This is a genomic window from Rhodococcus sp. RCBS9, assembly GCF_029457415.1.
Taxonomy (GTDB): domain Bacteria; phylum Actinomycetota; class Actinomycetes; order Mycobacteriales; family Mycobacteriaceae; genus Rhodococcus_F; species Rhodococcus_F qingshengii.
Map to the genome: position 1 here is coordinate 5979791 of NZ_CP120422.1, position 25210 is coordinate 6005000.

General features: G+C 61.9%; 22 protein-coding genes, 1 tRNA gene and 2 rRNA genes (1 of these 25 only partly in view). 4 read left to right on the forward strand and 21 right to left on the reverse strand.

Annotated features, from left to right (window positions below):
* Positions 1–13: 13 nt before the first annotated feature.
* From P0M12_RS27940 to P0M12_RS27950, 3 genes are all read left to right on the forward strand, one after another.
* Positions 14–898 (forward strand): hypothetical protein, encoded by an 885-nt coding sequence (locus P0M12_RS27940; RefSeq protein WP_277377152.1) that lies wholly within the window; start codon positions 14–16, stop codon positions 896–898.
* 177 nt (positions 899–1075) lie between these two features.
* Entirely contained in the window at positions 1076–1756 is a 681-nt protein-coding gene (locus P0M12_RS27945; RefSeq protein ID WP_277377153.1) for a hypothetical protein, read from the forward strand.
* A gap of 35 nt (positions 1757–1791) precedes the next feature.
* On the forward strand, positions 1792–2133 hold the full coding sequence (locus P0M12_RS27950) for a hypothetical protein (protein ID WP_042451032.1): 342 nt from the start codon (positions 1792–1794) through the stop codon (positions 2131–2133).
* On the opposite strand, the gene P0M12_RS27955 is transcribed toward P0M12_RS27950, so the two are convergent.
* Positions 2134–2589 carry a hypothetical protein gene (locus P0M12_RS27955; RefSeq protein ID WP_021333520.1) on the reverse strand — a complete coding sequence of 152 codons (456 nt, stop codon included), beginning with the start codon at positions 2587–2589 and terminating at the stop codon, positions 2134–2136. It abuts the gene before it with no gap.
* Positions 2590–2927: 338 nt separating this feature from the next.
* Here P0M12_RS27955 and P0M12_RS27960 point away from each other — a divergent pair, with 338 nt between their 5' ends.
* Positions 2928–3353: a hypothetical protein gene (locus P0M12_RS27960; RefSeq protein WP_064444631.1), complete on the forward strand. Its 426-nt coding sequence runs from the start codon at positions 2928–2930 to the stop codon at positions 3351–3353.
* 1456 nt (positions 3354–4809) lie between these two features.
* On the opposite strand, the gene P0M12_RS27965 is transcribed toward P0M12_RS27960, so the two are convergent.
* From P0M12_RS27965 to P0M12_RS28060, 20 genes are all read right to left on the reverse strand, one after another.
* Positions 4810–4883 (reverse strand) — tRNA-Pro (locus P0M12_RS27965).
* A 102-nt stretch (positions 4884–4985) separates the two neighbouring features.
* Positions 4986–6413, reverse strand: a complete 1428-nt coding sequence (der, locus tag P0M12_RS27970) for a ribosome biogenesis GTPase Der (RefSeq protein ID WP_003946199.1) — start codon at positions 6411–6413, stop codon at positions 4986–4988.
* Positions 6410–7090 (reverse strand): (d)CMP kinase, encoded by a 681-nt coding sequence (cmk, locus tag P0M12_RS27975; protein WP_172827088.1) that lies wholly within the window; start codon positions 7088–7090, stop codon positions 6410–6412. The genes der and cmk overlap by 4 nt, the downstream gene beginning before the upstream one ends.
* An 11-nt stretch (positions 7091–7101) precedes the next feature.
* Entirely contained in the window at positions 7102–8511 is a 1410-nt protein-coding gene (locus tag P0M12_RS27980) for a pseudouridine synthase (RefSeq protein WP_277377154.1), read from the reverse strand.
* Between the two features lie 77 nt (positions 8512–8588).
* Positions 8589–9272 (reverse strand): SMC-Scp complex subunit ScpB, encoded by a 684-nt coding sequence (scpB, locus tag P0M12_RS27985; RefSeq protein WP_037127047.1) that lies wholly within the window; start codon positions 9270–9272, stop codon positions 8589–8591.
* A gap of 41 nt (positions 9273–9313) precedes the next feature.
* Positions 9314–10135 carry a segregation/condensation protein A gene (locus P0M12_RS27990; RefSeq protein WP_046379919.1) on the reverse strand — a complete coding sequence of 274 codons (822 nt, stop codon included), beginning with the start codon at positions 10133–10135 and terminating at the stop codon, positions 9314–9316.
* A gap of 50 nt (positions 10136–10185) precedes the next feature.
* On the reverse strand, positions 10186–11199 hold the full coding sequence (locus P0M12_RS27995; RefSeq protein WP_003946138.1) for a ParA family protein: 1014 nt from the start codon (positions 11197–11199) through the stop codon (positions 10186–10188).
* 143 nt (positions 11200–11342) lie between these two features.
* Positions 11343–12266 carry a site-specific tyrosine recombinase XerD gene (xerD, locus tag P0M12_RS28000; protein ID WP_007731892.1) on the reverse strand — a complete coding sequence of 308 codons (924 nt, stop codon included), beginning with the start codon at positions 12264–12266 and terminating at the stop codon, positions 11343–11345.
* Between the two features lies 1 nt (position 12267).
* A complete protein-coding gene (locus P0M12_RS28005) occupies positions 12268–12900 on the reverse strand; it encodes an NUDIX hydrolase (RefSeq protein WP_019748589.1) in 633 nt (210 codons plus the stop codon).
* Between the two features lie 6 nt (positions 12901–12906).
* Positions 12907–14667 carry a CTP synthase gene (locus P0M12_RS28010; protein ID WP_003946139.1) on the reverse strand — a complete coding sequence of 587 codons (1761 nt, stop codon included), beginning with the start codon at positions 14665–14667 and terminating at the stop codon, positions 12907–12909.
* 156 nt (positions 14668–14823) lie between these two features.
* Positions 14824–15777 (reverse strand): copper transporter, encoded by a 954-nt coding sequence (locus P0M12_RS28015; protein WP_007731900.1) that lies wholly within the window; start codon positions 15775–15777, stop codon positions 14824–14826.
* Positions 15774–16958 carry a putative cytokinetic ring protein SteA gene (steA, locus tag P0M12_RS28020; protein ID WP_007731902.1) on the reverse strand — a complete coding sequence of 395 codons (1185 nt, stop codon included), beginning with the start codon at positions 16956–16958 and terminating at the stop codon, positions 15774–15776. The genes P0M12_RS28015 and steA overlap by 4 nt, the downstream gene beginning before the upstream one ends.
* A gap of 86 nt (positions 16959–17044) precedes the next feature.
* Positions 17045–18823 (reverse strand): DNA repair protein RecN, encoded by a 1779-nt coding sequence (recN, locus tag P0M12_RS28025; RefSeq protein WP_003946143.1) that lies wholly within the window; start codon positions 18821–18823, stop codon positions 17045–17047.
* Between the two features lie 2 nt (positions 18824–18825).
* The gene (locus tag P0M12_RS28030) at positions 18826–19773 is read right to left on the reverse strand and encodes an NAD kinase (RefSeq protein ID WP_003946132.1); all 948 of its coding nucleotides are present in this window, start codon (positions 19771–19773) and stop codon (positions 18826–18828) included.
* Positions 19770–20609 carry a TlyA family RNA methyltransferase gene (locus P0M12_RS28035; protein ID WP_003946142.1) on the reverse strand — a complete coding sequence of 280 codons (840 nt, stop codon included), beginning with the start codon at positions 20607–20609 and terminating at the stop codon, positions 19770–19772. Before P0M12_RS28035 ends, P0M12_RS28030 begins: the two co-directional genes overlap by 4 nt.
* A 1-nt stretch (position 20610) precedes the next feature.
* Positions 20611–20853 carry a hypothetical protein gene (locus P0M12_RS28040; RefSeq protein ID WP_003946140.1) on the reverse strand — a complete coding sequence of 81 codons (243 nt, stop codon included), beginning with the start codon at positions 20851–20853 and terminating at the stop codon, positions 20611–20613.
* A gap of 76 nt (positions 20854–20929) precedes the next feature.
* Positions 20930–21913: an HAD-IIA family hydrolase gene (locus P0M12_RS28045; protein WP_007731903.1), complete on the reverse strand. Its 984-nt coding sequence runs from the start codon at positions 21911–21913 to the stop codon at positions 20930–20932.
* Positions 21910–22851, reverse strand: coding sequence for a hypothetical protein (locus P0M12_RS28050; RefSeq protein ID WP_073513327.1), 942 nt, complete (start codon positions 22849–22851; stop codon positions 21910–21912). Before P0M12_RS28050 ends, P0M12_RS28045 begins: the two co-directional genes overlap by 4 nt.
* A gap of 61 nt (positions 22852–22912) precedes the next feature.
* Positions 22913–23029, reverse strand: a 5S ribosomal RNA gene (gene rrf / locus P0M12_RS28055).
* Between the two features lie 153 nt (positions 23030–23182).
* Positions 23183–25210, reverse strand: a 23S ribosomal RNA gene (locus tag P0M12_RS28060); it runs 1106 nt beyond the window's last position.

A 25210-nucleotide genomic window follows, 5' to 3' on the forward strand; every position in this document is an offset into this window, starting at 1 on the left:
TGAAGGACTATCGATGACCTCGATCGCACCAGAAACCGCGCGCCGCGTCTTCCGTGGAGCCGAACCAATACACGGCATGATCTACTTCACCCCTTTCGGCGCGGAAGCATATGCCGCACTGGGCTTTACACACCCTCGAATGGGCTACTTCGCTTCGCGGTCTGCGCCCATGGGCGCAGTAGCGGCTGAAGTCACCATCGCTACGTTCTTCAACTTCAACCCCGAACTGGTACACGCGGTGCTGCCGGAAGCCTGGACAATCGCCACCCCCGAACAGATCCTCACCGCTCGACTCGACGCTGTCGACCGTTCGCTGCGCAAGGCCTGGGGAGAACATGTCGACGGCACCGAAGTTCGCGAAGCTGCCGAACTCGCACGTCGAGCCGCGGAACGCGCCTGCAACAGACCACAAGGGCGACCCCTGTTCGGTGGGCACGCATCATTGCCGTGGCCTGAGGAGCCTCATCTCGTGTTGTGGCATGCCCAATCCTTGCTCCGGGAGTTTCGCGGAGATTCTCATGTCGCACTTCTTCACGCCGAGGGACTCAACGGTGTCGAAGCGTTGGTAGTCCACGCCGCAACCGGTGATGTTCCTGCTGCTGCTCTGCAAATGAGCCGGGCATGGGACAACGATCAGTGGGCGGAAGGCGTCGAAGGTGTGCGGGCGCGTGGATGGCTCGAAGACGGCCCCGAGCTTCACCTGAACGGGGTGGGTCGCGATCGCCGGAAGCGGGTTGAGCATCAGACCGATGTGCTGGGGTCGTACCCGTACGAGGCGATCGGAGAGACCGGATGCAGTCGACTGATCGAAATCTCGGAACGTCTCTCCGGTGAAGTGATCGATGCAGATCTCGGATTTCCGGCAGCACTGGCAGCACGTCGCCGATTGCGTGCGTGACAGCAGGTCGTGAGTGTCGAACGTGGCTGGTGGTGATACGACGAGGGTGTCACCACCAGCCCCTTCACACAATTATCGCCGAAGTCGGCTGCGCCCCCCAATCTGCACAGTGAGAAGGCATCCGGACGAGACTGCCGTTGTGCCGAATTCTCCCGCGGGATGGGTCAAGATGGCTAGATGTGGAAACAGGCACTCGGGTTTGCTTTGTTCGGTGCGACCGTTGCCATCGTCACGGCGGCGCTGACACAGGGATCGGCACAGGCGTCCGCCACGATCACCCTCTTTTCGGGTGGCACCACAATCTCGGGCTTCGCGGGTGAATCGCAATGGACCTGGCCCATCGAGGCTGCGGTGATCGGCGCCCTTCTGGGCGCGCTGACCGGGTTCGTGCTCCGCCTCGCGGGCGTGCGAATCTCCGGAAGCCAAGACAATCGACTGGTTCGAACTGTGGTGGCAGGCATCGCAGGCGTCACGCTTGGGCTGACGCCCCTGTTGGTCTTGATCGGCATGGCATTCACCGGGTCGGTTGATATGGGATGGTCCCCGCTCCTGGTCTACGCCGTCAGCGGTCTTCTGGCCTATGGCCTTTCGGTCGCCGCCGTGTTCGGAGTTCTTCGCGCTGCCGGGGATCGACTTACTGTTCGCACGACGCGAGCGGTCGCGGCGATGCTTCCGGTCGGGGCGTTGGCGGCGACGACTGTAGGTGTCGGTACTGCGTGGAGGCTGGGCTTTTCCACCACCACTCCCACCTGGATCGCGGTCGTACTGCTGGTCGTTCTCGTATTGGCCATGACGTTCGTTGCGGCCCGGGCGTGGGCTCTACGGATTCAGCCTCGTGACTTACCAGAAGTCGCATAGGCAGTGGGACGATTGATTCGGACGGGTGCGTTGAGATGAGGGGCGAACGAATCTTCGCGGGACTCGTCGTCGGCCTCCTACTGGGACTGTTCGGCTACCTGCCATTGGTACTCCTGTGGCAACACTTCGCCGATGTCCCGCAGCCGCAGCTTTATCCGAACCGTTCGTTCACGTCGTTCGGCCCCAACCCGCCACCGCTCACCTACTGGATAAGTTGGGCGGCGCCTGCCGCCGTGTTCGTCATTCTCGGACTTATGACTATTCCCAGCCGCACCGGCAGGCAATTCGCGTTGCCATTGGTGCTCGCGTTCCTTTCTGTGGCAGCAATGGTGGCGTGGTTCTGGATCTCGATGGAACTGTTCTTCAGCCCCGACTGATCACTCACTCGGCTGCGTATCGCGAACCCCACTGCGCGCACGCGCAATGGCGCCCTTGTTGCGCAATGCGATCCCCTGATGCACCGCAGCAAGTACCAATGCCAGCACTGCAGCAGGGAGGCTCCCCACCATCGACAGCAGAGAAGGCATACCAGAGCTGAAAGCGGTAAAGAAACCCAGTACTGCAGCGCAAAGCATTGTCGCCGAGACGATCCAGGAAACTAATGGTCGTGGGATCACGGCTGGAATAACGCACAGAGCCACCGGCAACGCCAGCACCAAGAAGAGCTCCCGCCCGAAATAGTCGTGAATCGAGCGGTAACAATCGGCAGAACTGAGCGGGCCGAGGCCTATTTCGCAATCGGTGATCTCGTACAGCGGCCACTGTGCCGTCGCGGATCCCAGAATCCCGGTGGCGACCGCCAATACAACCCACGCGATCCGAATCCCAATCATACGAAGAGATCATGCCAGAAGGCGAAATTGCGCTCCGGAGAAGAAAGCAATTACGACTCGAAAGGGGCGGAGATTACCTCTCTCGGTAGGACCGACCTCCTCGCGAGCGGCACAACATGTCCGACGTGCTCAACTCACGGGCTGGGTATCGAGCTTGATCGGAGCATCTGCCATCGTCGACAACTATTGGGAGACAGCACCTCTCTTGAGTGCGGGTATCGCAGTCGCTGTACTCGGAGTAGTTAACGGCTTACCGAGTTTGATTGTCACCCTGATGCACAATCGACGGCCGCAACAGGGTTGAAGTTTTCAACTATGTTTTGTGGAAGGGTGCTTGCATGGCAACACAACCGCATGGCCAGTCCATAACCCCGGCGTGGAAAGTATTCACGGCCATCGGTTTTGCAGGTGTTGTGGGCGCTGCCGTGACGTACTTCCGAGACGGGTGCACTTTGGCGATCATTGGCGGGATGGTCATCCTCGCGATTGGTCTGCCGCTTACTGTCTGGTCCATCCTGCGAATGCTGCGTGAGAATCGAGGACATCGCCTTCATTGGCGGAGAACACCGCCGGTCAATCCGAGGAACGTCGACCTGTCTCGTGCTGTCGGCATTCCCACTACAATTTTCGGTGCACTGACCATCTGGCTGAATACAGCAGGTTCGGCGCCGTGGTGGTTGGCAGCAATCTTTACCGCCATTCTGATCGCGCTCTTCGGAGTAACCGTTGCCGTTCACAATATTCGCCTCAGTCAGCGAACCTGAGCTAGCCTTCCGCGCATGCCGGTTTCCGCGAGTGTCCGTGCGCGCCTTCGCTCCCACTTGCATCCAGATGACGAGATCCGGTACGTATTTCCAGCAGACGTTCTGATGAGCGCGAAACCGACGAAGAATATGTTGCAGTCGTGAACGCTGCCGACGCGGAGATCACGTCAGGACTTCCCCCGAGATCCGTTGCCGAACCTGTGAGGCGCTATTGAAACGCAGTTGCCACTCGTACAGAACCTTCGGTCAAGCTCACAAGATTGAATCAGTTGACATGCTATTAACCTGCAGTCACATAGCCCCTTATGGATAATCGTCACAGGAGCCTGAGATAGATTGGACTGGGGCTACACGGTCTAGTCCGCGTCCGCTTCTGCCCCGACCAATATCGCGGTCTATTGCCTCAACCGGGAAAATGAGAACAACGGGAAAATGAGAATAATAGGAACAAACCTCGTGCCCTAGTGCGACCGTCAACGCACGCAGCGCTCAGAGCTCCATCTGACAACTTCGTCAAAATCGGACGGATCCACCACAACCAACGAAAGCAAAGATATGAAAATCAAGTTCGCCGCTGTATCTGTCGGAGCGCTTTCCTTGATGCTATCCGCGTGTGGTGTCGCATCAGACATCTCAGACGCACCCCCTTCCCCCACATCCACATCCACATCCACATCCACATCCGAGACTCCACCACTCACAACCACGACAGTCCCGCTGCCAACAACGACGACACTGCTGGAGACCACCCTCGAAACACCCACGCCGGCAACAATCATCGGTTGTCAATCCGGGTACAACCCGATCGAGACGACCTGGTCGGACGGCACCGTAACCGGGTACTCCGACTATTGTCAGACGGTTCGCGATGCGTTTCTCCAAAACGAGATTGTCCCAGATTCAGGGCCGACCGAGTTCGTCTGCGAATCTGGCCACGCGTGCGGGATCACCGAGGCCGACGGCGTCGTGTGCGACGAAAGTGGTTGCAGATCCACTTGGACCGAGTGAAGCACGAGGTTCCGCTCCGGATGAGCCATCACAACGAGTTCCCACTTCCAACACTTGCCCCACCTCGGGGTGTTCTGACTGCCTCATTTAGATAGAAGGATACGAAAGGTTTGGCTATCAGCTAGACGCTCAGTCGATGATCGCGGCAACCACCCGTCTACGCCTCACAGCGTGCCCATCATGCCCAGGACAATGGAATCGGTTCAACCGTTGGATCACCCAGTGCATAGCTCAAACACATGAGTTTTCCTACCAATGTTGTTAAGCGCTTAGACCTCAAGTTGGCCTGAAGGTTCCCGGACGACGACTCAAGCTGATTTGTGCGTTTGTCAACGTGTCTTGAACGTCGCCGCAGGACTTCCCCGAGATCCGTTGCCGAACCTTTGAAGGCACAAACAAAAAGGCAGTTTCTCATTTCTGAGAAACTGCCTTTTTGATCTAACTTCGGTCGGGCTGACAGGATTTGAACCTGCGACCACTTGACCCCCAGTCAAGTGCGCTACCAAGCTGCGCCACAGCCCGTCCCACGCCCTTGTTTCGGGCGCTTGGAAAGATTACATCAGGGACGGGCCGAAGTACCAATCGGCTGGTCAGAGCCGTTTCAGTACCGAATTGGACGCAGAATCAGCGGCCCTTACGGTCACGCTTCTCGCGCACTCGGACGGATACGCGGATCGGGCTGCCGTCGAAGTTGAACTCTTCACGCAGACGCCGCTCGATGAAGCGGCGGTAGCCGGCCTCGAGGAAGCCCGTGGTGAAGAGAACGAATGTCGGCGGGCGTGTGCTTGCCTGCGTCGCGAACATGATGCGAGGAAGGCGACCACCACGCATCGGAGGCGGCGTTGCTGCCACAACTTCCTTGAGCCAGGTGTTCAGGCGACCCGTGGGGATGCGCTTGTCCCAGGACTCCAGAGCCGTGTCGAGAGCCGGCACGAGCTTCGCCACGGCGCGACCGGTGTGGGCGGAGATGTTGACTCGCTGAGCCCACGGAACGCGGACCAGATCGCGGTCCACTTCCTTGTCCAGCATGAGTCGACGGTCCTCGTCCACGAGGTCCCACTTGTTGAATGCGATCACCAATGCACGACCCGTGTCGGCCACCATGCTCAGAACACGCAGGTCCTGCTCGGTGATCGGCTCGTGCGCGTCGATCAGCAGGATCGCAACCTCAGCGGCCTCGATCGCGCTCTTCGTACGCAGCGACGCATAGAACTCCGCGCCGCTGGCATGGCTGACGCGCTTGCGCAGACCAGCCGTGTCGACGAAACGCCAAGGGCGCCCGCCGAGTTCGACGATGGAGTCGACCGGGTCGACGGTGGTGCCGGCAACATTGTGCACGACGGACCGCTCGTCACCGGACAGCTTGTTGAGCAAGCTGGACTTTCCGACGTTCGGCTTTCCGACGAGAGCAACACGACGCGGACCGCCGCCGGGGATACCTTCACGCGGGGTTTCCGGCAGCTTCTCGAGAACCTCGTCGAGCAGGTCGCCGGTACCGCGTCCGTGCGTCGCACTCACGGAGTACGGCTGACCGAGGCCCAAGGACCACAGTGCTGCAACCTCGGACTCGGTGCGTCCGTCGTCCACCTTGTTGGCAACGAGGATGACCGGAGTCTTCGAGCGGCGAAGCACGCGAGCCACAGCTTCGTCCGTCGCGGTAGCGCCGACAACGGCGTCGACGACCAGGAGAATGGCGTCAGCCGTTCCCATGGCCAACTCGGCCTGCCGGGCAACGGCCTGCTGAAGACCCTTTGCGTCGGGCTCCCATCCGCCGGTGTCCTGGACGAGGAAGCGTCGTCCGGCCCAGTTCGCCTCGTACGAGACACGGTCACGGGTAACGCCGGGGATGTCCTCGACTACCGCTTCACGACGGCCGATGATGCGGTTGACGAGTGTCGACTTGCCGACGTTCGGTCGACCGACAACAGCCAAGGTCGGGACGGCAATGTGCGCTTCGCCTTCGCCGTCCGCTTCGAGATCGGCGTAATCCCACTCCGATTCCTCGGACCAAGTTCCGTCACCGGCATATTCGGTTACCAGATCGTCGCTCACTGCACTGCTCCAGTTCTGTCGCTGACCACCAACAGCAACTTGGCGATCACATCTTCAATTCCCAATTCGCTCGTATCCACCAGAATGGAATCCTCGGCAGGGCGCAACGGCGACACTGCCCGAGTCGAATCGAGATGGTCACGGCGCTGCACATCAGCCAGCACCGCTTCATAATTGTCTTCACGGCCTTGGCCGATATTCTGCGTATTGCGCCGTGCCGCACGGGTTTCCGCCGATGCGGTCAAGAAGATCTTGACGTCTGCATCGGGGAGTACGACGGTTCCGATGTCGCGACCTTCCACGACGATCCGCTCCGCACCGGCCGCCAACTCACGCTGAGTGGCGACCAGCAGGTCGCGAACTTCGGGTACGGCCGACACTGCGGAGACAGCCTTGGTGACCGCGTCGCCGCGGATCTCCTCGCTGACGTCCGCGCCGTCGAGATGCACCTGCTCGCTGCTCGGATCGGTACCGATGGACCATGGCAACGCCGCAACGGCGGCCGTGATCGCGGCGGAATCCGCCAGATCGATTCCCTGACGCAGCACGTGCAGGGTCGCGATCCGGTAGATGGCTCCGGTGTCGAGGTAGCGAGCGCCCAAACGCTGCGCCAACGCGCGAGAGACGCTGGACTTGCCGGTTCCGGACGGTCCGTCCATTGCGACTACCAGCGGCATGGACGAATCGGTCACAGGCCGACCGCCTCGTACAGTCCACCGACCTCGCTACGTCCGAGGACGCGCTGCGTTCCCGGACGCTGATCGCCGAGAGCGACAACTCCGACGTTGGTGCGTACCAGGCGGACAACGGGGTGACCGACGGCATCGAGGAGGCGACGCACGATGTGCTTACGGCCCTCGTGCAGAACCAGCTTGACGAGCGTCTTGCCCTCGTTGATCTCGAGCACGGTGAACGCGTCCACCTTGGCCGGACCGTCATCGAGAGTGACGCCGTCACGCAACTGCTTGCCGGTGCTGCGCTCGACAACTCCGTGAACCGTGGCGAGGTACGTCTTCGGAACCTCGAACGACGGGTGCATCAGGCGGTGAGCCAAGTCACCGTCGTTGGTGAAGAGAAGCAAGCCTTCGGTGTCGGCGTCGAGACGGCCGACGTGGAAGAGCCGCTGACCCGACTGAACGCGCTCGGAGACGATGTCACCGACGCACGGACGACCGAGATCGTCGGACATGGTGCACTGCCAGCCACGCGGCTTGTTCATCGCGAGGTAGACGAGGTCCTTCTGCACGACGACGCGGACGCCGTCGACACGAACCACTGCGTTCTCGGGGTCGACACGCAGACCCTGTTCGACCACGATGCGGCCGTCGACCTCGACGCGACCCTGATCGATCAGTTCTTCAGCAGCGCGGCGTGATGCGACGCCGGCCTGAGCCAGTACCTTCTGCAAGCGGACGCCGTCGCCCTTCGGCGGGCCGTCGTGCTTGGTGATCTCGGCATGCTGATGACGCGCCGGCTTGGCGTTGGAGACCAACGGGTTCTGAGAGACGACGCGCTGCGGCTTCTCGGTCTTCGGCTTGCCACGCTTGTTGGTCGCCGGCGGTGTCGGGGCTGCCGGGCGCTTGCGCGGAGGTCCGTCGAACTTGGACCCACGAGGTGCGTTCGACCATGCGCCGCCGCGAGGAGCGTCGGGGCGTGCGCCGCGCTGATCCTCACTACGACGGTCAGCGCCGCCACGCGGTGCGCGACGGGCGTCGACGTGGGGGGTACGGCGGTCATCGCTGCGGGGTCCGCGGCGATCGTCCGTGCGCGGGCCGCGCCGATCGTCGTTGTAGCCACTACGACGGTCGTCCGTACGTGCGGGGCGACGGTCGTCGCTGCGCGGCGGGCGACGGTCATCACTGCGCGGCGGGCGACGGTCATCATTGAATCCACCGCGACGGTCGTCCGTGCGGGGACGGTCGGATCCGGCATTGCGGTCGTATCCAGAGGTACTGCGGGAAGTGTTGCTGCGTCCACCACGGGGCGCTTCGCTACGTGCGCCGCTGCGACCACCACGGGGGGCATCGCTGCGTGCGCCGCGGTTGTCGCGGGAGTTGTTACGGTCCGGTGTGCCATCTCGGCGAGCGGGATTGTTCACTTTTTTCCTGTCAGTTTTCTACTGTTTCCCGAGCGTGGTCGGGTCTTTCTCGGTGCTGACGAGCGCCGGAATTCCGGTCAGTCGTCGACTTCGGTGTCCACTACGTCAGCGGGCACGTCTGCCTTGTTCATTCTCGCAAATCGCGGATCGGATTCCAGGCTTTCGCTGATGTCGTCGATGAGATCGACATCAGGCAAGAGCGGGGCCAACTCCGGGAGCTCGCTGAGCGAGGCCAGGCCGAGCCGTTCGAGGAACAGTTCGGTCGTGGAGTACCGTGTCGCGTTGGTGTCCGGGTCAGGCCCGGCTTCCGCGATCAGTCCGCGGGCAAGGAGGGTGCGTACCACCCCGTCCACGTTGACGCCTCGTACCGCACTGATCCGCGCACGAGTCAACGGTTGACGGTATGCGACTACGGCCAAAGTTTCCAATGCCGCCCTGGTCAATTTGGTGCGTGCGCCGTCCAATAGCAGCTTTTCCACGTACGGGGCAAACTCTTGTCGCGTGTACAGACGCCATCCGTCGCCCGCGTAGCGAAGGTCCATTCCGCTGCCGCGAGCGGTCAATGCGGCTGACATCGACGTCAGGCGTTCTTCGACTCGTTCCGGCGCGGTTCCGGTGACAGATGCGAGTTGGTTCACTTCGGCCGGCGAATCCACGACAAGCAGAAGCGACTCCAGCACTGCGTCGAGTTGATCGTCGTCGAGTTCGAAATCGGGGGCGGAATCTTCGGACTCCGAGGCGTGTTCGGTAGGCTCGATCATCTCGTCTAGCTGCGAAGACTCTGATTCCGTCGGCTCGGCATTCATCCGTAGTCCTCCTCTGTGACCGGCGCGGCCGGGTCGTCTCCGGTCCAACTCACCATCAGCGGTCCGAGTGCTTCGGGTTGCTCGAACACAATGACCTGCCGGCGATACAACTCGAGCAACGCGAGAAATCTTGCGACTATCTCGACGGTGATCTCACACTCGGCAACGAGGTCCCCGAAGGGTGTCCACTCCCCTATGCCTCGCTCGCGCAGCAACTCGAGAATTCGCTCGGCTTGTTCGGGTATCGAGATATTGGACACATGGAGGTGATCGAGGCCCACTGTCGGCACCGGACGCGGTGTGAACACCGTCGCCGCGATCTCCGCAAAACGCTGAGGATCGACGCCCAACAACACCTCGGGCAGGAGTTCGGTGAACTGATCCTCGACGGCAACCGAGCGCGGATAGCGCCGCAGCGCTGCTTCCTCCAACTCACCGAACAGCGCCGCAACTTGTTTGTACGCCCGGTACTGCAGCAGTCGCGCGAAGAGAAGGTCGCGGGCTTCGAGTAGCGCCAGATCCTCCGCGTCCTCGACCTGCCCGGCGGGCAACAGCCTTGCCGCTTTCAGGTCCAGAAGCGTGGCCGCGACGACCAGAAACTCTGTTGTCTGATCGAGGCCCATCGCACTGCCGAGTTCCTTGGTGTATGCGATGAAATCGTCCGTGACGGTGTGCAGGGCGACTTCGGTGACATCGAGCTGTCGTTGATTGATCAGGTTCAACAGCAGATCGAACGGGCCTTCGAAGTTCCGGAGAGTGACTCGAAAACCGGCAGCCTTGGCTGCGGTCTGAGCGTCGGTCGGCACGTTCGGGTCGATCGAATCCGGCTCGACTTCGACCGAATCTTCTTGCGATGCAATCAGTTCCACTAACGACCAGACCGGTGAATGACCTCGCGGGCCAATGCTCGATATGCCTCGGCCCCAGCCGATTTCGGCGCCCACGTCGTGATCGGCTCACCGGCGACGCTGGTTTCGGGGAATCGGACGGTGCGGTTGATCACCGTGTCGTAGACGACGTCGCCGAACACTTCGACGACTCGCGCCATCACCTCACGAGCGTGCAGGGTCCGAGCGTCGAACATCGTGACGACGATACCGGCCAACTCGAGCTTCGGATTGAGACGATCGTGCACCTTTTCGACGGTGTCGTTGAGCAGTGCCAGGCCGCGCAGGCTGAAGTACTCGCATTCCATCGGAATGATGACCGAATCGGCGCAGGCCAACGCATTCACGGTGAGCAGGCCAAGCGACGGCTGGCAGTCGATGAGCACGTAGTCGTACCGATCGAGAACAGGGTGCAACACGCGTCCCAAGGTCTGCTCACGTCCGACCTCGGTGACCAATTGGATCTCGGCGGCCGAAAGGTCGATGTTGCTGGGCAGCAGGTCGAGGCCGTCGACCCGAGTTCGCATCAACACATCGTCGATGGACACACGCGGTTCGACCAGAAGGTTATGGACGGTCAGTTCCAGGTCGTGATGCTGGACGCCCAGTCCAGCAGACAACGCGCCTTGGGGATCGAGATCCACCAGGAGCACTCGGCGACCGTATTCGGCCAACGACGCACCCAGGTTGATGGTCGACGTCGTCTTGCCGACGCCGCCCTTCTGGTTGCACATCGCGATGATCATCGCGGGTCCGTGGTGCGCCAACGGTGTCGGTTGGGGTACCTCGCGGACCGGTCGACCTGTCGGGCCGAGTTCTTCCGCGGAAACGGTGAGGGTTTCCGCAGGTGGAGAGGCTACTGGCGTCGTATCTATTTCGAACATCGCCTCTGGTTCGGAGGGTACAGCTGGTGCTGATTCGTTCACGCGCTCGAAGAGTTGGGCATTGACATGCGGCGGCGCGGACTCCGCCGCTGGTGGCTGCGATGTCGACACGGTCCGATGCTCCCCTACTCTTTCGGCGGTTGCTCTCGGCGCCGGCAAACCCCCGAAACTGCGGTGGAGGCCGCTCGCGCTCCTTGAACGCTACCGCTTACATCACCGAATGGTCTCGCAGACACGCATGAGCCAACCAACGCCTAACGGGCGCGTGGGTGTGCCTGAGCCCACACTTCGCGCAGCGCTGTGACGGTGACCAGTGTGTAGATCTGCGTCGTGGTTACCGAAGCGTGACCGAGAAGTTCCTGCACGACGCGTACGTCCGCGCCGCCGTCGAGCAGGTGTGTGGCAAACGAGTGCCTGAGCGTATGGGGTGAGACGTCCGCCTTGATCCCGGCCGACGCGGCCGCGTCCTGAAGAATCTGCCATGCACTCTGACGCGAGAGGCGTCCACCGCGCGCGTTGAGAAAGAGGGCAGGAACACCGCGCGTCGCCAGGCTGGGGCGCCCGCGGACGAGATACGCGTCGACGGCGGCGATCGCCGGCCTGCCGACGGGGACGATCCGCTGCTTGCCGCCCTTGCCCTTGAGCAGCACGGAACGAGTTTCGGTATCGATGTCGTCGACGTCCAGATCGATCGCCTCGGTGATTCGCGCTCCGGTCGAGTACAGGAGCTCGAGCAGAGCGCGATCCCGCAGGTCGCGGGGCCCGTCACCGGCCGCACCGCCACCCGAAGCGTCGAGCAGGGCGATCACGTCGTCGAGAGGCAGGGCCTTGGGCAGCTTGCGTCCGGGCGTCGGCGGCTTGACCGTTCGGGCCACGTCGACGCTGACCAGACCTTCGGCGGCGGAAAACTTGTGGAATCCGCGAACCGCGATCAGGGTGCGTGCTGCCGAACTGGCCGCCAATGGTACGACGCCGGAATCTTTGTCACCCAGGCGCAGATGTGTCACGAATTCGGTGACGTCGTTCTCCGTCACGCCCGCGACGTCGTCGATGCCGCGTCCGTGCAGGTACTCCGCGTACCGATTCAGGTCGCGGCGATAGGAAAGTAGAGTATTGCGCGCAGATCCTCGCTCGACCGCTAGATGGTCGAGATACGAGTCCACCTGTCGGGCAAGCACTTCAGGCTCGCGACTTGCGTTCTCCGAATGCGCGAGGACGATCGGGCCACGGTGCGTCGGCGGGGCGTAGCGGCTTTCCCGTCGCGCGTGCGGTGGCGATCGCGAGAATGCCTGATACCGCTGTGGCATTGACGATGTCGCCGCGTAGCGCCATGTCGACGGCGTCGGCGAGCGGAACCCGCGAAATCTCGAGATCGGCTTCTTCGTGTTCGGGATCGTCGCGCTCCACCTCGTGCAACCCCTCGGCGAGGAAGACGCGAACCGCCTCGTCCGTGAACCCGGGTGAGAGAGCGACATCGACCAGCACCGACCACCGATCGGCGCCGAGTCCGGTTTCTTCGCCCAGCTCGCGCGCTGCCGCCTCGACCGGGCTCTCCCCCGCAGCGTCGAGCAGACCGGCAGGGATTTCCCACAACCGGTGCCCGAGCGGGTGACGGTACTGGTGAATCAGCACCAGGTTGTCGTGCTCGTCCAGTGCCACGACGGCAACGGCGCCGTGGTGTTCGACGACTTCCCGATCGGCACGCTGACCACCAGGCATCGCAACGGTGTCGACGCGCAACGCGATGATCGCGCCGGTGTAGACCGTCTTGGAGCCGAGGGTGTCGAATTCGTGCCGACCGGGATCGCTCATGTGTGGCTAGACCTTTTCCACGTTCTCGACTGCAGCGTCGAGCGCCGTCTCGGTGGCGGCGGTGTCGATCTTCTCGTCACCGTGGACGTCGACGGGCAGGCGCTCTTCGAGCTTGTACGTCAACGCTGCTTCGACGAAGGCGGCGAACAGCGGATGCGGGCGTGTCGGGCGGCTCTTGAGCTCCGGGTGTGCCTGGGTGGCAACGAAGAACGGATGCTGCTCACGCGGGTACTCGACGAACTCGACCAGATGACCGTCCGGTGAGGTTCCGCTGAACTGCAAGCCGGACTTGGCAATCCGATCGCGGTAGGTGTTGTTGACCTCGTAGCGGTGACGGTGACGCTCGGAAACGTCCTCGGTTCCGTAGGCCTGAGCGACGACGGAACCCTTGGTCAGCACGGCCGGGTAAGCACCCAGACGCATGGTGCCACCGAGGTCGGCGTCACCGGCGATGACGTCTTCCTGATCAGCCATCGTCGAGATGACCGGATGCTTGGTGTCCGGCTCGAACTCGGCCGAGTTGGCATCGTCGAGGCCGACGCTACGAGCAGCTTCGATGACGACGCACTGCAGACCCAGGCACAGACCCAGCAGCGGCAGCTTGCGCGAACGTGCGAAACGGATCGCGCCGAGCTTGCCTTCGATGCCGCGGATGCCGAAGCCACCGGGGATCAGAACACCGTCGACGTCACCGAGAGCGGCCTGCGCTCCGGCTTCGGTCTCACAGGCGTCCGACGGTACCCAGGAGATCTCGACCTTGGACCGGTTCGCGAATCCACCGGCGCGCAGTGCCTCGGTGACGGAGAGGTATGCGTCGGGCAGGTCGACGTACTTGCCGACCAATGCGACGCGCACCGTCTCACGCGGCTGGTGAACACGATCGAGGAGGTTGCCCCACACGGTCCAGTCGACGTCGCGGAACGGGAGTCCGAGCTGGCGAACGACGTAAGCGTCGAGGCCCTCACGGTGCAGAACCTTCGGGATGTCGTAGATCGAGGGAGCGTCGGGCGTCGAGATGCAGGCGTCGACGTCCACGTCGCACATCAGGGCGATCTTGTTCTTGAGGCCCTGCGGAACGTCACGATCGCAACGAAGGATCAGCGCGTCGGGCTGAATGCCGATGCTGCGCAACGACGCAACCGAGTGCTGCGTGGGCTTGGTCTTGAGTTCTCCGGAGGGGCCGAGGTACGGCACGAGGGAGACGTGCAGGAAGAAGACGTTGTCGCGGCCGACGTCGTGGCGGACCTGGCGAGCGGCTTCGAGGAAGGGCTGCGATTCGATGTCGCCGACGGTGCCACCGATTTCGGTGATCACGACGTCCGGGCGGTGTCCCTGCAGATCCGGACCGCTCATCTCGAGGATGCGACGCTTGATCTCGTCGGTGATGTGCGGGATGACCTGAACGGTGTCGCCGAGGTACTCGCCGCGGCGTTCCTTGGCGATGACCGTCGAGTAAACCTGGCCGGTGGTGACGTTCGCCTGGCCGGAGAGGTCACGGTCGAGGAACCGCTCGTAGTGTCCGACGTCGAGGTCGGTCTCGGCACCGTCTTCGGTAACGAAGACCTCGCCGTGCTGGAAGGGGTTCATGGTGCCCGGATCCACATTGAGATAGGGATCGAGCTTCTGCATGGTCACGCGCATTCCCCGCGCGGTCAACAACTGTCCCAGGCTCGAGGCGGTCAAACCTTTGCCGAGCGAGGAAGCTACACCTCCGCTGACGAAGATGTGCTTGGTGGCGGTACGCGTGTTAGTGCGTGACTGTGGCAAAGGGGCTCCCGTGACGACTGTGCAGGGCTTGGTCTGATGAAGCATGCTGGGGCCTGCCGACCCACGGGATTTCACGGTAACACCTATCGGGGGTCGGTGCCTACAACGCGCCGACTTTCCGCCCCCGATGTGACCGGCGTATCAATACCGGGGTGTTCAGTTGGTGGGTGCGCCGACGGTGACCGCCGCCGCTCCCGGTCCCGTGCCGTAGCGGCCGGCGCCGCCGTTCAACTGTTCCTGCAGCGCCAACGGCGTGGTGATCTTGCCCGACTCCCGATCGATGTTGTCGATGGTCGTCAAGCCCGCTGAGAGCGCCGCGTCCGCACGAGCGACGGCAACCGGACCACTGCCCTCGGCCGAGCCAGGCCGGCCCGCGAGAATCGTTCCTGCGCCGCGTCCGTCGAGAGCACCGGCGAACCGGGCGATGACGGCGCCGCGGTTACCCGTGGCTGCGTCGGATTCACTCTTGTTGTCGCCGGTGAGAACCACGGCGAGTTGAGCCGGCTTGACCGCTCCGTCGTCGTAGCTGATGAAACCGGCGCTACGCAGCGAGTCGAGCGCGAGATTCATCTCGTCCGGAGTGCTCTGCGGCTCGCTGTTCTGCCCGTTGAGAAGCAGAACCGAACCGAGCAGATCACCCGCGAGACTGCCCTGATCGACCGCACCGGTCTTGAGGGTGATCCCCGCAGGGATGACATTGGTGACGACGGTCCGCAAGCGGTCACCACCGGTGGCGTCGACAAACGAATCGGTGAGCGAGACGCGTCCGGTCACGGCACCGCCGGCGGCAGTGACGAGTCGGTTGACACCGTCGAGATCACCGGGATCGGCGTCCGGTGCCGTGATGACGACGACGGTGCGACCAGCGAGACTGTCACGCACGACGCGACCGCCGACAGCGGCATCGAAGCCGTCCGCGGAATTGAGTTGCTGCTGAAGCTGATTGGACTGTTGATTGAGGTCTTCGATCTCGTTCTGCAGGTCCGCCTTGTCGTCGCGCAGACCCGAAAGCAATCCACTGGACAGCATTCCGGAACCGAGCACCACGCCGATCGCGAGTGCCAGGAAGATTGCCGCTATGGAAATTGCATGTTGACGCATCGAAATCACTTGAAGAGCCCCTGAACCCACAGCGCGAAGCTGTTCCACGTTGCGATTGCCCAGTCGAGAACTTCACTACCGGCATTGGACACGACCAGGGCGACGATCACTGCCACCAGGGCGGCGAGCACCAGGAGCGCGATCGCGCCGCCGGACACTCGACTTCGATACAGCGTTGCCACAGCCTTGGCGTCGACCAGTTTCGGTCCCACCTTGAGCCGTGTCATGAACGCCGACGGATTGCTTTCACGACGCCCACGGTCGAAGAACTCGTCCAAGGACACCACGTTGCCGACCGTCACGATCAGTGAAGCTCCGTGGTGATCGGCGAGCAGCAACGCAAGGTCGGTCGGTGAGCAGGTCGCCGGGAACGTCATCGCCCCGATACCGAGATCCTGGATTCGGGAAAGCCCCGCCGCATGACCGTCCTGGTCTGCGGGCAGTACAACTTCCGCGCCGGACTTGAGGGTGGAACTGGTGATCTCTTCCGGGTCGCCCACGATCAGATCGGGGCGGTATCCGGCCTTGCTCAACACGTCCGCACCTGCGCCGACACCGATCAGGATCGGCGAATACTCCTTGATGAAGGGCTTGAGGTTCTTCAGATCTGCCTCGTGTTCGGGTCCGTCGGAGACGACCACGACGTGGCGATCCTTCAAGTCGATGTCGATGTCCGGAACACCGATTCCGTCGATCAGCAAAGGACTTTCGGTGCGGATGAACTCGATGGTGTTACCCGAGAACGCTTCCAGGTGATCGACCAGGCCGGTCTTGGCCTCGATCATCCGATCGGAGATCTCGGCCTCGGTCTGCTCTTCGCCCTTGACGAGGCTCTTCTCGCCGTTGAAGATCTCGCCCTCGTGCAGGCGGATCTTGCTGCCGTCCTTGACGTTCTTGAAGACGTCACCGTCTACGGCATCGATCAGAACGATGTCGTTGGCGACGATCACTTCCGGTCCGAGGTTGGGGTACCGCCCCGAAATCGACGGCGACGCGTTGACCACGGCCATGACTCCGGCTTTCACCAGAGCATCGGCGGTCCGGCGATCGATGTCGACTTCGTCGAGGATCACGATGTCTCCAGGACCGACGCGGCGTAGAAGCTTCGCCGTGTTCCGATCGGCCCTGGCGATGCCACTGATCCCAGGCAAGGATTCGGTGTTACGTGAGAGCAATCCGGGCATCTTCATGGCTTCGATGATGAACCTGAAACCGCGTTGACCGGTGGAGGCGCGCCGACAACTACCACATCAGTCACACCAACACCACAGAACCTTCAATCTGTGACGCGGGCCGCATTCGCGATCTCGAGCAGTTCTTCGGCGTGCGCACGACCGGTCTCGGTGTCGTCCAGCCCTGCCAACATACGAGCCAATTCGACCACCCGATCCGAATCCGACAAGGTCCGCACGCCACTGCTCACCACTCCGCCTTTGTCGTCGACCTTGTCCACCACGAGGTGGGTGTCGGCAAACGCAGCAACCTGCGGAAGGTGGGTGACGACGATAACCTGATGCGTACGAGCAAGTTTCGCCAATCGGCGGCCGATCTCGACAGCAGCGCGACCACCGACCCCCGCGTCCACTTCGTCGAAAACCATCGTCGCGCCGGTGTCGCTACCAGCGAGAACAACCTCGAGCGCCAGCATGACGCGTGACAGCTCGCCACCGGAAGCGCTCTTACTGATCGGAAGTGACGGTGCCCCGCTGTGCGCAGACAGACGAAATTCCACCTCGTCGACGCCGGCAGACCCGGCATGAAGGTCTACTCCCCCGACACTGAGCGGCGCCGAGTCCTGCGGGCCGGCAGGCTGCGAACGCACAGTCACCTCGAGACCCGCACGTCCCATCGCCAGACCGGCGAGTTCCGCGCTGACGGCTTTGGCGAGCTTTGCCGCTGCCTTGACTCGCGCGGCGCTCAGCTTTGTGGCGGCTTCCGCGGTGAGGCCAGCCGTCTCCTCGACCTGCTTGGCCAACAGCGACAACGCATCCGACGACACGTCGAGTTTGGACAGACGAGCGCGAGCGGTATCTGCCCATTCGAGAACCCCGTCGACATCGGCGGCGTACTTGCGAGTCAGAGTCTTCAGTTCCGATTGCCGCGACAGCAAAGAGTCCAGCGCACCCGGGTCTGCGGGCAGCCCGGACAGATAGGTGTTCAGGTCACCGGCAACATCGGTGACGACGGCAATAGCGTCGGCCAACCGGGAACCGAGGCCGTCCAGATCTGCGTCGGTGACCGACTCGATACGCGCCCGCGCTTCGGACATCAGGTCTAGCGCCGGCATGACCCCGACGTCGCCGCTTGCCATGTCGTCACTACCGGCGAGCGCAGCGTGCGCCTCTTCCGCAGCCGAGCGGAGCGAATCGAGTTCACTGAGTCGTCGAACTTCGGCAACTATCGCCGTGTCCTCGCCTGGCTCGGGTGCCACGCCGTCGATTTCGTTGAGCGCGAAGGTCAACTGATCTGCTTCTTGCGCCAGTTCACGAGCCTTCGACGTGCGTTCGATCAACTCCGAACGAGCATCGAGCCATTCACGACGGTGTTTGCGGTACCTCGTCAGCAGCGTTCCGATTGCCTTGTCCCCGAAGCGGTCCAGCGCATTGCGTTGCTGGTCGGGACGAAGCAATCGCAGCTGATCGTTCTGCCCGTGGACAGTCAGAAGTGGGTCCGTGAATTCGGAGAGAACTCCCGCCGGCACGCTTCGTCCGCCGAGATGAGCCCGTGAGCGGCCGTCGCTGCCGACTGTCCGGACGGCGATGATGGTCCCGTCCTCGTCGCGCTCGGCGCCGGACGATTCCAGGATTCGGACGATCTCACGCTCGGTGGCCGGTGAGACGTCGTCGGCGATGAATCGTCCTTCGACGACGGCTCGCGACGCGCCCAACCGCACCCGCCCGGCATCGGCTCGCGCTCCGCTGAGGAGGTGCAAGCTGGTGACGACCATCGTTTTACCTGCGCCGGTTTCACCGGTCAGGACGGTCAGGCCCTCGTGGAACTGGGCGCTGGCCTCGGAGATCACACCAAGACTGTCGATACGGATCTCTGCGAGCACGATTAAGGCTTCCTTCCTCTCCATCCGGTAACCGGAAGCTCGAACTTGCGAACCATCCGATCAGCGAAGGGCGCAGAGTCCAACCGGACCCACTTGACGGGAGTGGCGCCGCGAACGATCTCGACGCGAGCGCCGGCAGGCAGTTCCAACGTACGACGACCGTCGCAGAAGACCAGGCCGTCGTGGCTACCGGCGACGGTCTCCACCGCGATGATCGAATTCGGGCTGGTGACCAACGGCCGCGCGAACAGCGCGTGCGCGTTGCTGGGTACGACGAGCAAAGCTTCGAGTTCGGGCCACACGACAGGGCCGCCTGCGGAAAATGCGTAAGCAGTCGAGCCTGTAGGAGTGGACACGAGAACACCGTCGCAACCGAAGGCAGACACCGGTCGGCCGTCGACTTCGAGGACAACTTCGAGAACTCCCAGACGCGAACGATTCTCGATACTGGCCTCGTTGAGCGCCCACCCGCGATCGATGATCTCGTCGTCCACCCGAATCACAACGTCGAGTGTCATACGGGACTCGACGCGATATTCCTTGCGAACTACCTGTGCGAGCGCCTCGTCGAGATGCTCGGCCTCGGTCTCTGCCAGAAATCCGATCCGTCCGAGGTTGATGCCCAGTACCGGAATGGACGCTTCTTGAGCGAGTTCGGCGGCGCGCAGAAATGTGCCGTCACCACCGAGAACCAGAACTAACTCGCATCCGACGGCAGCATCAGGGCCGGGATGAACAACCGTGACGTCGAGACCCGGCGCAGAGAAGCCCGCGGGTTCCGTCATTGCTTCGATGCGCGAGCTGTCTGCTTCGTCGACGAGGACTCGCAGCCCGATTCCCGCCCGTTCGAAAATCTTCCCGACTCGTTTGGCGGTTTCCGTGATGTCACGTCGACCAGGGTGTGCGACAAGAAGGATCTCGCGCGACTCGCCGTTCGTGACCGCGTTCACTGGGGCCCTTCCTCTACAGCCTTGCGAATCATGTCCTCCACCGAAGGAATTCCCTCGGTGTCCGGCTCGTGATCACCGGGCGAACCTGTCTTTCGAAGCCACAGGAAATACTCGACATTTCCCGACGGACCGGGCAATGGGCTGGCCACAACACCTAACGTCCGCAGACCTACCTTTGCAGCAGCCTCCGACACGTCGAGCACAGCCGAGATTCGCAATTCCGGATCTCGTACGACGCCACCGGCACCGACGCGGTCCTTGCCCACCTCGAACTGAGGCTTGACCATCGGAACCAGGTCCGCGCCGTCAGCAGTACAGGCGACAAACGCCCCGAGTACAAGTTTGAGAGAAATGAACGACAAGTCCGCGACAACGAGATCGACAGTTCCGCCGATGGTCTCTGCATCAATTGCACGAACATTGGTTCGGTCGATGACGTGCACCCGGTCATCGGACTGCAGGCGCCACACCAGTTGTCCGTAGCCGACGTCGACTGCGACAACTTCCTTCGCACCACGCGTCAGCAGAACATCGGTGAACCCACCGGTGGATGCGCCGGCGTCGAGGCAACGGCGACCTTCGACCGTCAATCCTTCGGCACCGAAGGCGTCGAGTGCGCCGATCAGTTTGTGAGCACCTCGCGACGCCCACGAAACTTCCTGCTCCACCTCGACGACCCGAAGTGGCGTTCCGGCTTCGATCGCCGTCGCAGGCTTGGTCGCAACGGCTCCCGAGATGAGAACTCGCCCGGCGGAAATCAGTTCTTGCGCATGATCTCGTGACCGTGCGAGTCCGCGACGGACAAGTTCGGCGTCCACCCGTGCTCTACGTGCCACGTCAAGCCCTGTCCACAGAGGCGAGTGCCTGGACGAGCACCTCGTGTGCCTGTTCCAAAATATGTGCCTTCTGCGGAATCACACCTGCTCCGTGCTGATCGTTCGGATCCTGTTCGATGCCACCGAGGCGCGCCAGCAAACCGTCGACGTCAGAACGTATGCGTTCCGGATCGACGGAAGGGCGTGGCCCGGGCAACGGAGATCCGTTACTCGTGTTTCCGGGGTGCGGTGTCGGCGTGCTCATCGGGCACAACGTTAGTGCATGACTCTCGGTTACGCATACACCCGCACCCCCGCGAGTCGAACACATTTGCGAGAGATCAGACGAGCCAGGATGCAAACAGATCCGCCACGCCGGCATCCGACGCTTCCAGGGTCCGGAACGACGGATTAGCCCATGCGACAGGCGCAACCGCGCGTAGAAGCGACATCTCGTCCCCGACAACCGGGCCGTCGACAACCAGCGCCGACCCGTTCACGGAGACAGACCACTTGGAGTCCGCACCGACCAGCGATTCGACGGCCGGCTGATTGAGCGAATCCAGAGTTGCTGCAATGTAGGTGGGGCGCTGCTCAACCGGAGCCCGCAGTACGTCACCCGGCGTGCTCACACCGGTGAGAACCAACAACGAGTCGATCGAAACAGCTTGTGCGCCTTCGATATCGGTGTCCAAACGATCACCGACCACCAGTGGACGCGAGCACCCGCTGCGAGCGAGCGCGTCCTCCATCAGCGGTGCAGCAGGCTTACCTGCCACCAACGGTTCCTGCTTGGTCGCAGCGCGTAGAGCTGCCACCATCGAGCCGTTGCCCAGCACCAAACCCCGCTCCGACGGCAGTGTTGTGTCCAGGTTTGCCGCTACCCACAGCGCACCGGCCCGGATCGCCAAGCACGCCTCGGCAAGGATCGACCAGTTGGTCTCCGTCGAATGTCCTTGAACGACAGCAACCGGAGAATCCGCGAATTCGCGCACCGGAAGCAACCCGACGCGCGTCACCTCGTCGGCCAATGCGTCGGTACCGACGACGAGCACAGCGGCACCGGGTTCGAGACGCTCCGACAGCAGACGCACTGCCGTCTGAGAACTGGTGACGACACGATCGTCTTCGGAATCGAAACCGAGTTCGGTCAGATGCGCCGACACTGCCGAAGGCGAGCGACTCGCATTGTTGGTCACGTAGTACAAGGCCTGCGTGCCCTGACCGAGAGCGGCCTGGGTGCCGGGAATCGCATGAGCTCCGGCGTACAGAGTGCCATCGAGATCGAGCAAAAGTACGTCGTACTGAGTACGAAGCACGGTCACTGATCTTCTCCGGTCAACTCGGCCACCCGTTCTTCAGCATCCGTGTCACCCTCGAGGTCAGCAGCTGCAGCGTTGAGGAACCACTTCAGTCCGTCTTCGACACGACCAGCTGCAACGAGGGCATCGGCGTAGGCGTAGAACAGCCGAGCCGCAGCTTCACCGGTACGCGCTGCGTCCAGATCCTTGGTCTGCAGTGTGACAACTGCCTGATCGAACTGACCGAGATCCATGCGGGCGCCCGCGACGACGATCCTCAACTCAGACGCCTCGTCGCCCGAAAGCAGGGCAGCCTCGTCGCTACGGCCGAGCTCGATCGCGCGTTCGGGTCGACCCAAACCGCGTTCGCAGTCGGCCATGACAGCGATCAGACCCGGTCCGCCAGCCATTCGACGGGCAGCACGAAGCTCGGAGAGAGCTTCAGCCCATTCACCGGCGTGGTACGCGGTGATTCCGGCAGCTTCACGAACGACCGCAATTCGGCCGGCGCGCTGACGGGCAGCGCGAGCGTGGAGCAGTGCGAGTTCCGGATCTTCGTCGACGAGCTTGCCCGCCATGACGAGGTGACGCGCAACCGTGTTGGCGTTGTCCTTGTCGAGGCTGAGCAGATCCCGACGAACGGCCGGGTCCAACTCCGTGGGCTCTACGTTGTCGGGCAAATCCGGTTCGTCAGGTCGTGCTTGCTGACGGTTGCGGTCGCCATCGCGTCCACGAGGGGTGAACCCACCCTCGCCGCCGCGACGCTGTCCGCCGTTGAATCCGCCGCCGCGGTTACTGTTTCCAGCACCGCCACGGTTGTTGTCTCCGGCACCACCGCGGCGGTCTCCGCCTGCAGCGCCGCGTGATCCACGCCCGTCGTTGTCACGACGGGGGCCACCTGATCGAGGCGCTCCTCCCCCACGGAAGGACCGACGCTCGTCGCCATTCTCCGACACAGTCATTCCTCTCATACAACGCACGAAAGGGGACCCAATATGTTGGGTCCCCTTTCGGTTAACGGGTGTTCGGCGGTGTCCTACTCTCCCACACCCTGTCGAGTGCAGTACCATCGGCGCTGAAGGGCTTAGCTTCCGGGTTCGGAATGGGACCGGGCGTTTCCCCTTCGCTATGACCGCCGTAACTCTATGAAACTGTCACAGTAACCTTCTTCTGATCACCTGGTTTCACCACCCGTCAACACCAGTTTCTGGTGTTGGGGGATGGAGAAAACAGGGTTTCTCATCAGTATCTGTGTGTTGTTTCAGATACCGCACAGTGGACGCGTAGCTTCTTTGTGGTAAGTCCTCGGCCTATTAGTACCAGTCACCTGCATGCATTACTGCACTTCCAGTTCTGGCCTATCAACCCGGTGGTCTGCCGGGGGCCTTACCCCTCGAGGGGGTGAGAAACCTCATCTTGGAACAGGCTTCCCGCTTAGATGCTTTCAGCGGTTATCCCTTCCGAACGTAGCTAACCAGCGGTGCTCCTGGCGGAACAACTGGCACACCAGAGGTTCGTCCGTCCCGGTCCTCTCGTACTAGGGACAGCCTTCCTCAAGTTTCTAACGCGCGCGGCGGATAGAGACCGAACTGTCTCACGACGTTCTAAACCCAGCTCGCGTGCCGCTTTAATGGGCGAACAGCCCAACCCTTGGGACCTACTCCAGCCCCAGGATGCGACGAGCCGACATCGAGGTGCCAAACCATCCCGTCGATATGGACTCTTGGGGAAGATCAGCCTGTTATCCCCGGGGTACCTTTTATCCGTTGAGCGACACCGCTTCCACTTGCCGGTGCCGGATCACTAGTCCCGACTTTCGTCCCTGCTCGACCTGTCAGTCTCACAGTCAAGCTCCCTTGTGCACTTGCACTCGACACCTGATTGCCAACCAGGCTGAGGGAACCTTTGGGCGCCTCCGTTACATTTTGGGAGGCAACCGCCCCAGTTAAACTACCCACCAGGCACTGTCCCTGAACCAGATCATGGTCCGAGGTTAGAGGTCCAATTCGATCAGAGTGGTATTTCAACAACGACTCCACGATAACTGGCGTCACCGTTTCACAGTCTCCCACCTATCCTACACAAACCGAACCGAACACCAATACCAAGCTGTAGTGAAGGTCCCGGGGTCTTTTCGTCCTGCCGCGCGTAACGAGCATCTTTACTCGTAATGCAATTTCGCCGAGTCTACGGTTGAGACAGCTGAGAAGTCGTTACGCCATTCGTGCAGGTCGGAACTTACCCGACAAGGAATTTCGCTACCTTAGGATGGTTATAGTTACCACCGCCGTTTACTGGGGCTTAAATTCTCAGCTTCGCTCCCGAAGGAACTAACCGGTCCTCTTAACCTTCCAGCACCGGGCAGGCGTCAGTCCGTATACATCGTCTTACGACTTCGCACGGACCTGTGTTTTTAGTAAACAGTCGCTTCTCACTGGTCTCTGCGGCCCCACCCAGCTCAGACAGTAAATGTCGTCACCAGACAGGGCCCCCCTTCTCCCGAAGTTACGGGGGCATTTTGCCGAGTTCCTTAACCATAGTTATCTCGATCGCCTTAGTATTCTCTACCTGACCACCTGTGTCGGTTTGGGGTACGGGCCGTGTGAAAGCTCGCTAGAGGCTTTTCTCGGCAGCATAGGATCACTGAATTCGCCTCAATCGGCTACGCATCACGTCTCAGGCTATGTGCGACCCGGATTTGCCTAGGTCACGCCCTACACGCTTACACCAGTATTACCACTGACTGGCTCAGCTACCTTCCTGCGTCACCCCATCGCTTGGCTACTACCAGATCAGGTCCCATGCATCCACCAACTCGAGACCCGAAGGTCTTCTCGTGGCTTCAGGATGGTTAGTATCACTGATTCACCATGGGCGCGTTCACACGGGTACGGGAATATCAACCCGTTGTCCATCGGCTACGCCTGTCGGCCTCGTCTTAGGTCCCGACTCACCCTGGGCGGATTAACCTGGCCCAGGAACCCTTGGTCATTCGGCGGACGAGTTTCTCACTCGTCTTTCGCTACTCATGCCTGCATTCTCACTCGTGTGGCCTCCACGGCTAGGTCACCCTGCCGCTTCCATGGCCACACGACGCTCCCCTACCCATCCACACACCTGCCAGAAAATCCTTGGATCAACTGGGGGCTATTGCGTGAATGCCGCAGCTTCGGTGGTGTACTTGAGCCCCGCTACATTGTCGGCGCAGGATCACTTGACCAGTGAGCTATTACGCACTCTTTCAAGGGTGGCTGCTTCTAAGCCAACCTCCTGGTTGTCTTCGCGACCCCACATCCTTTTCCACTTAGTACACGCTTAGGG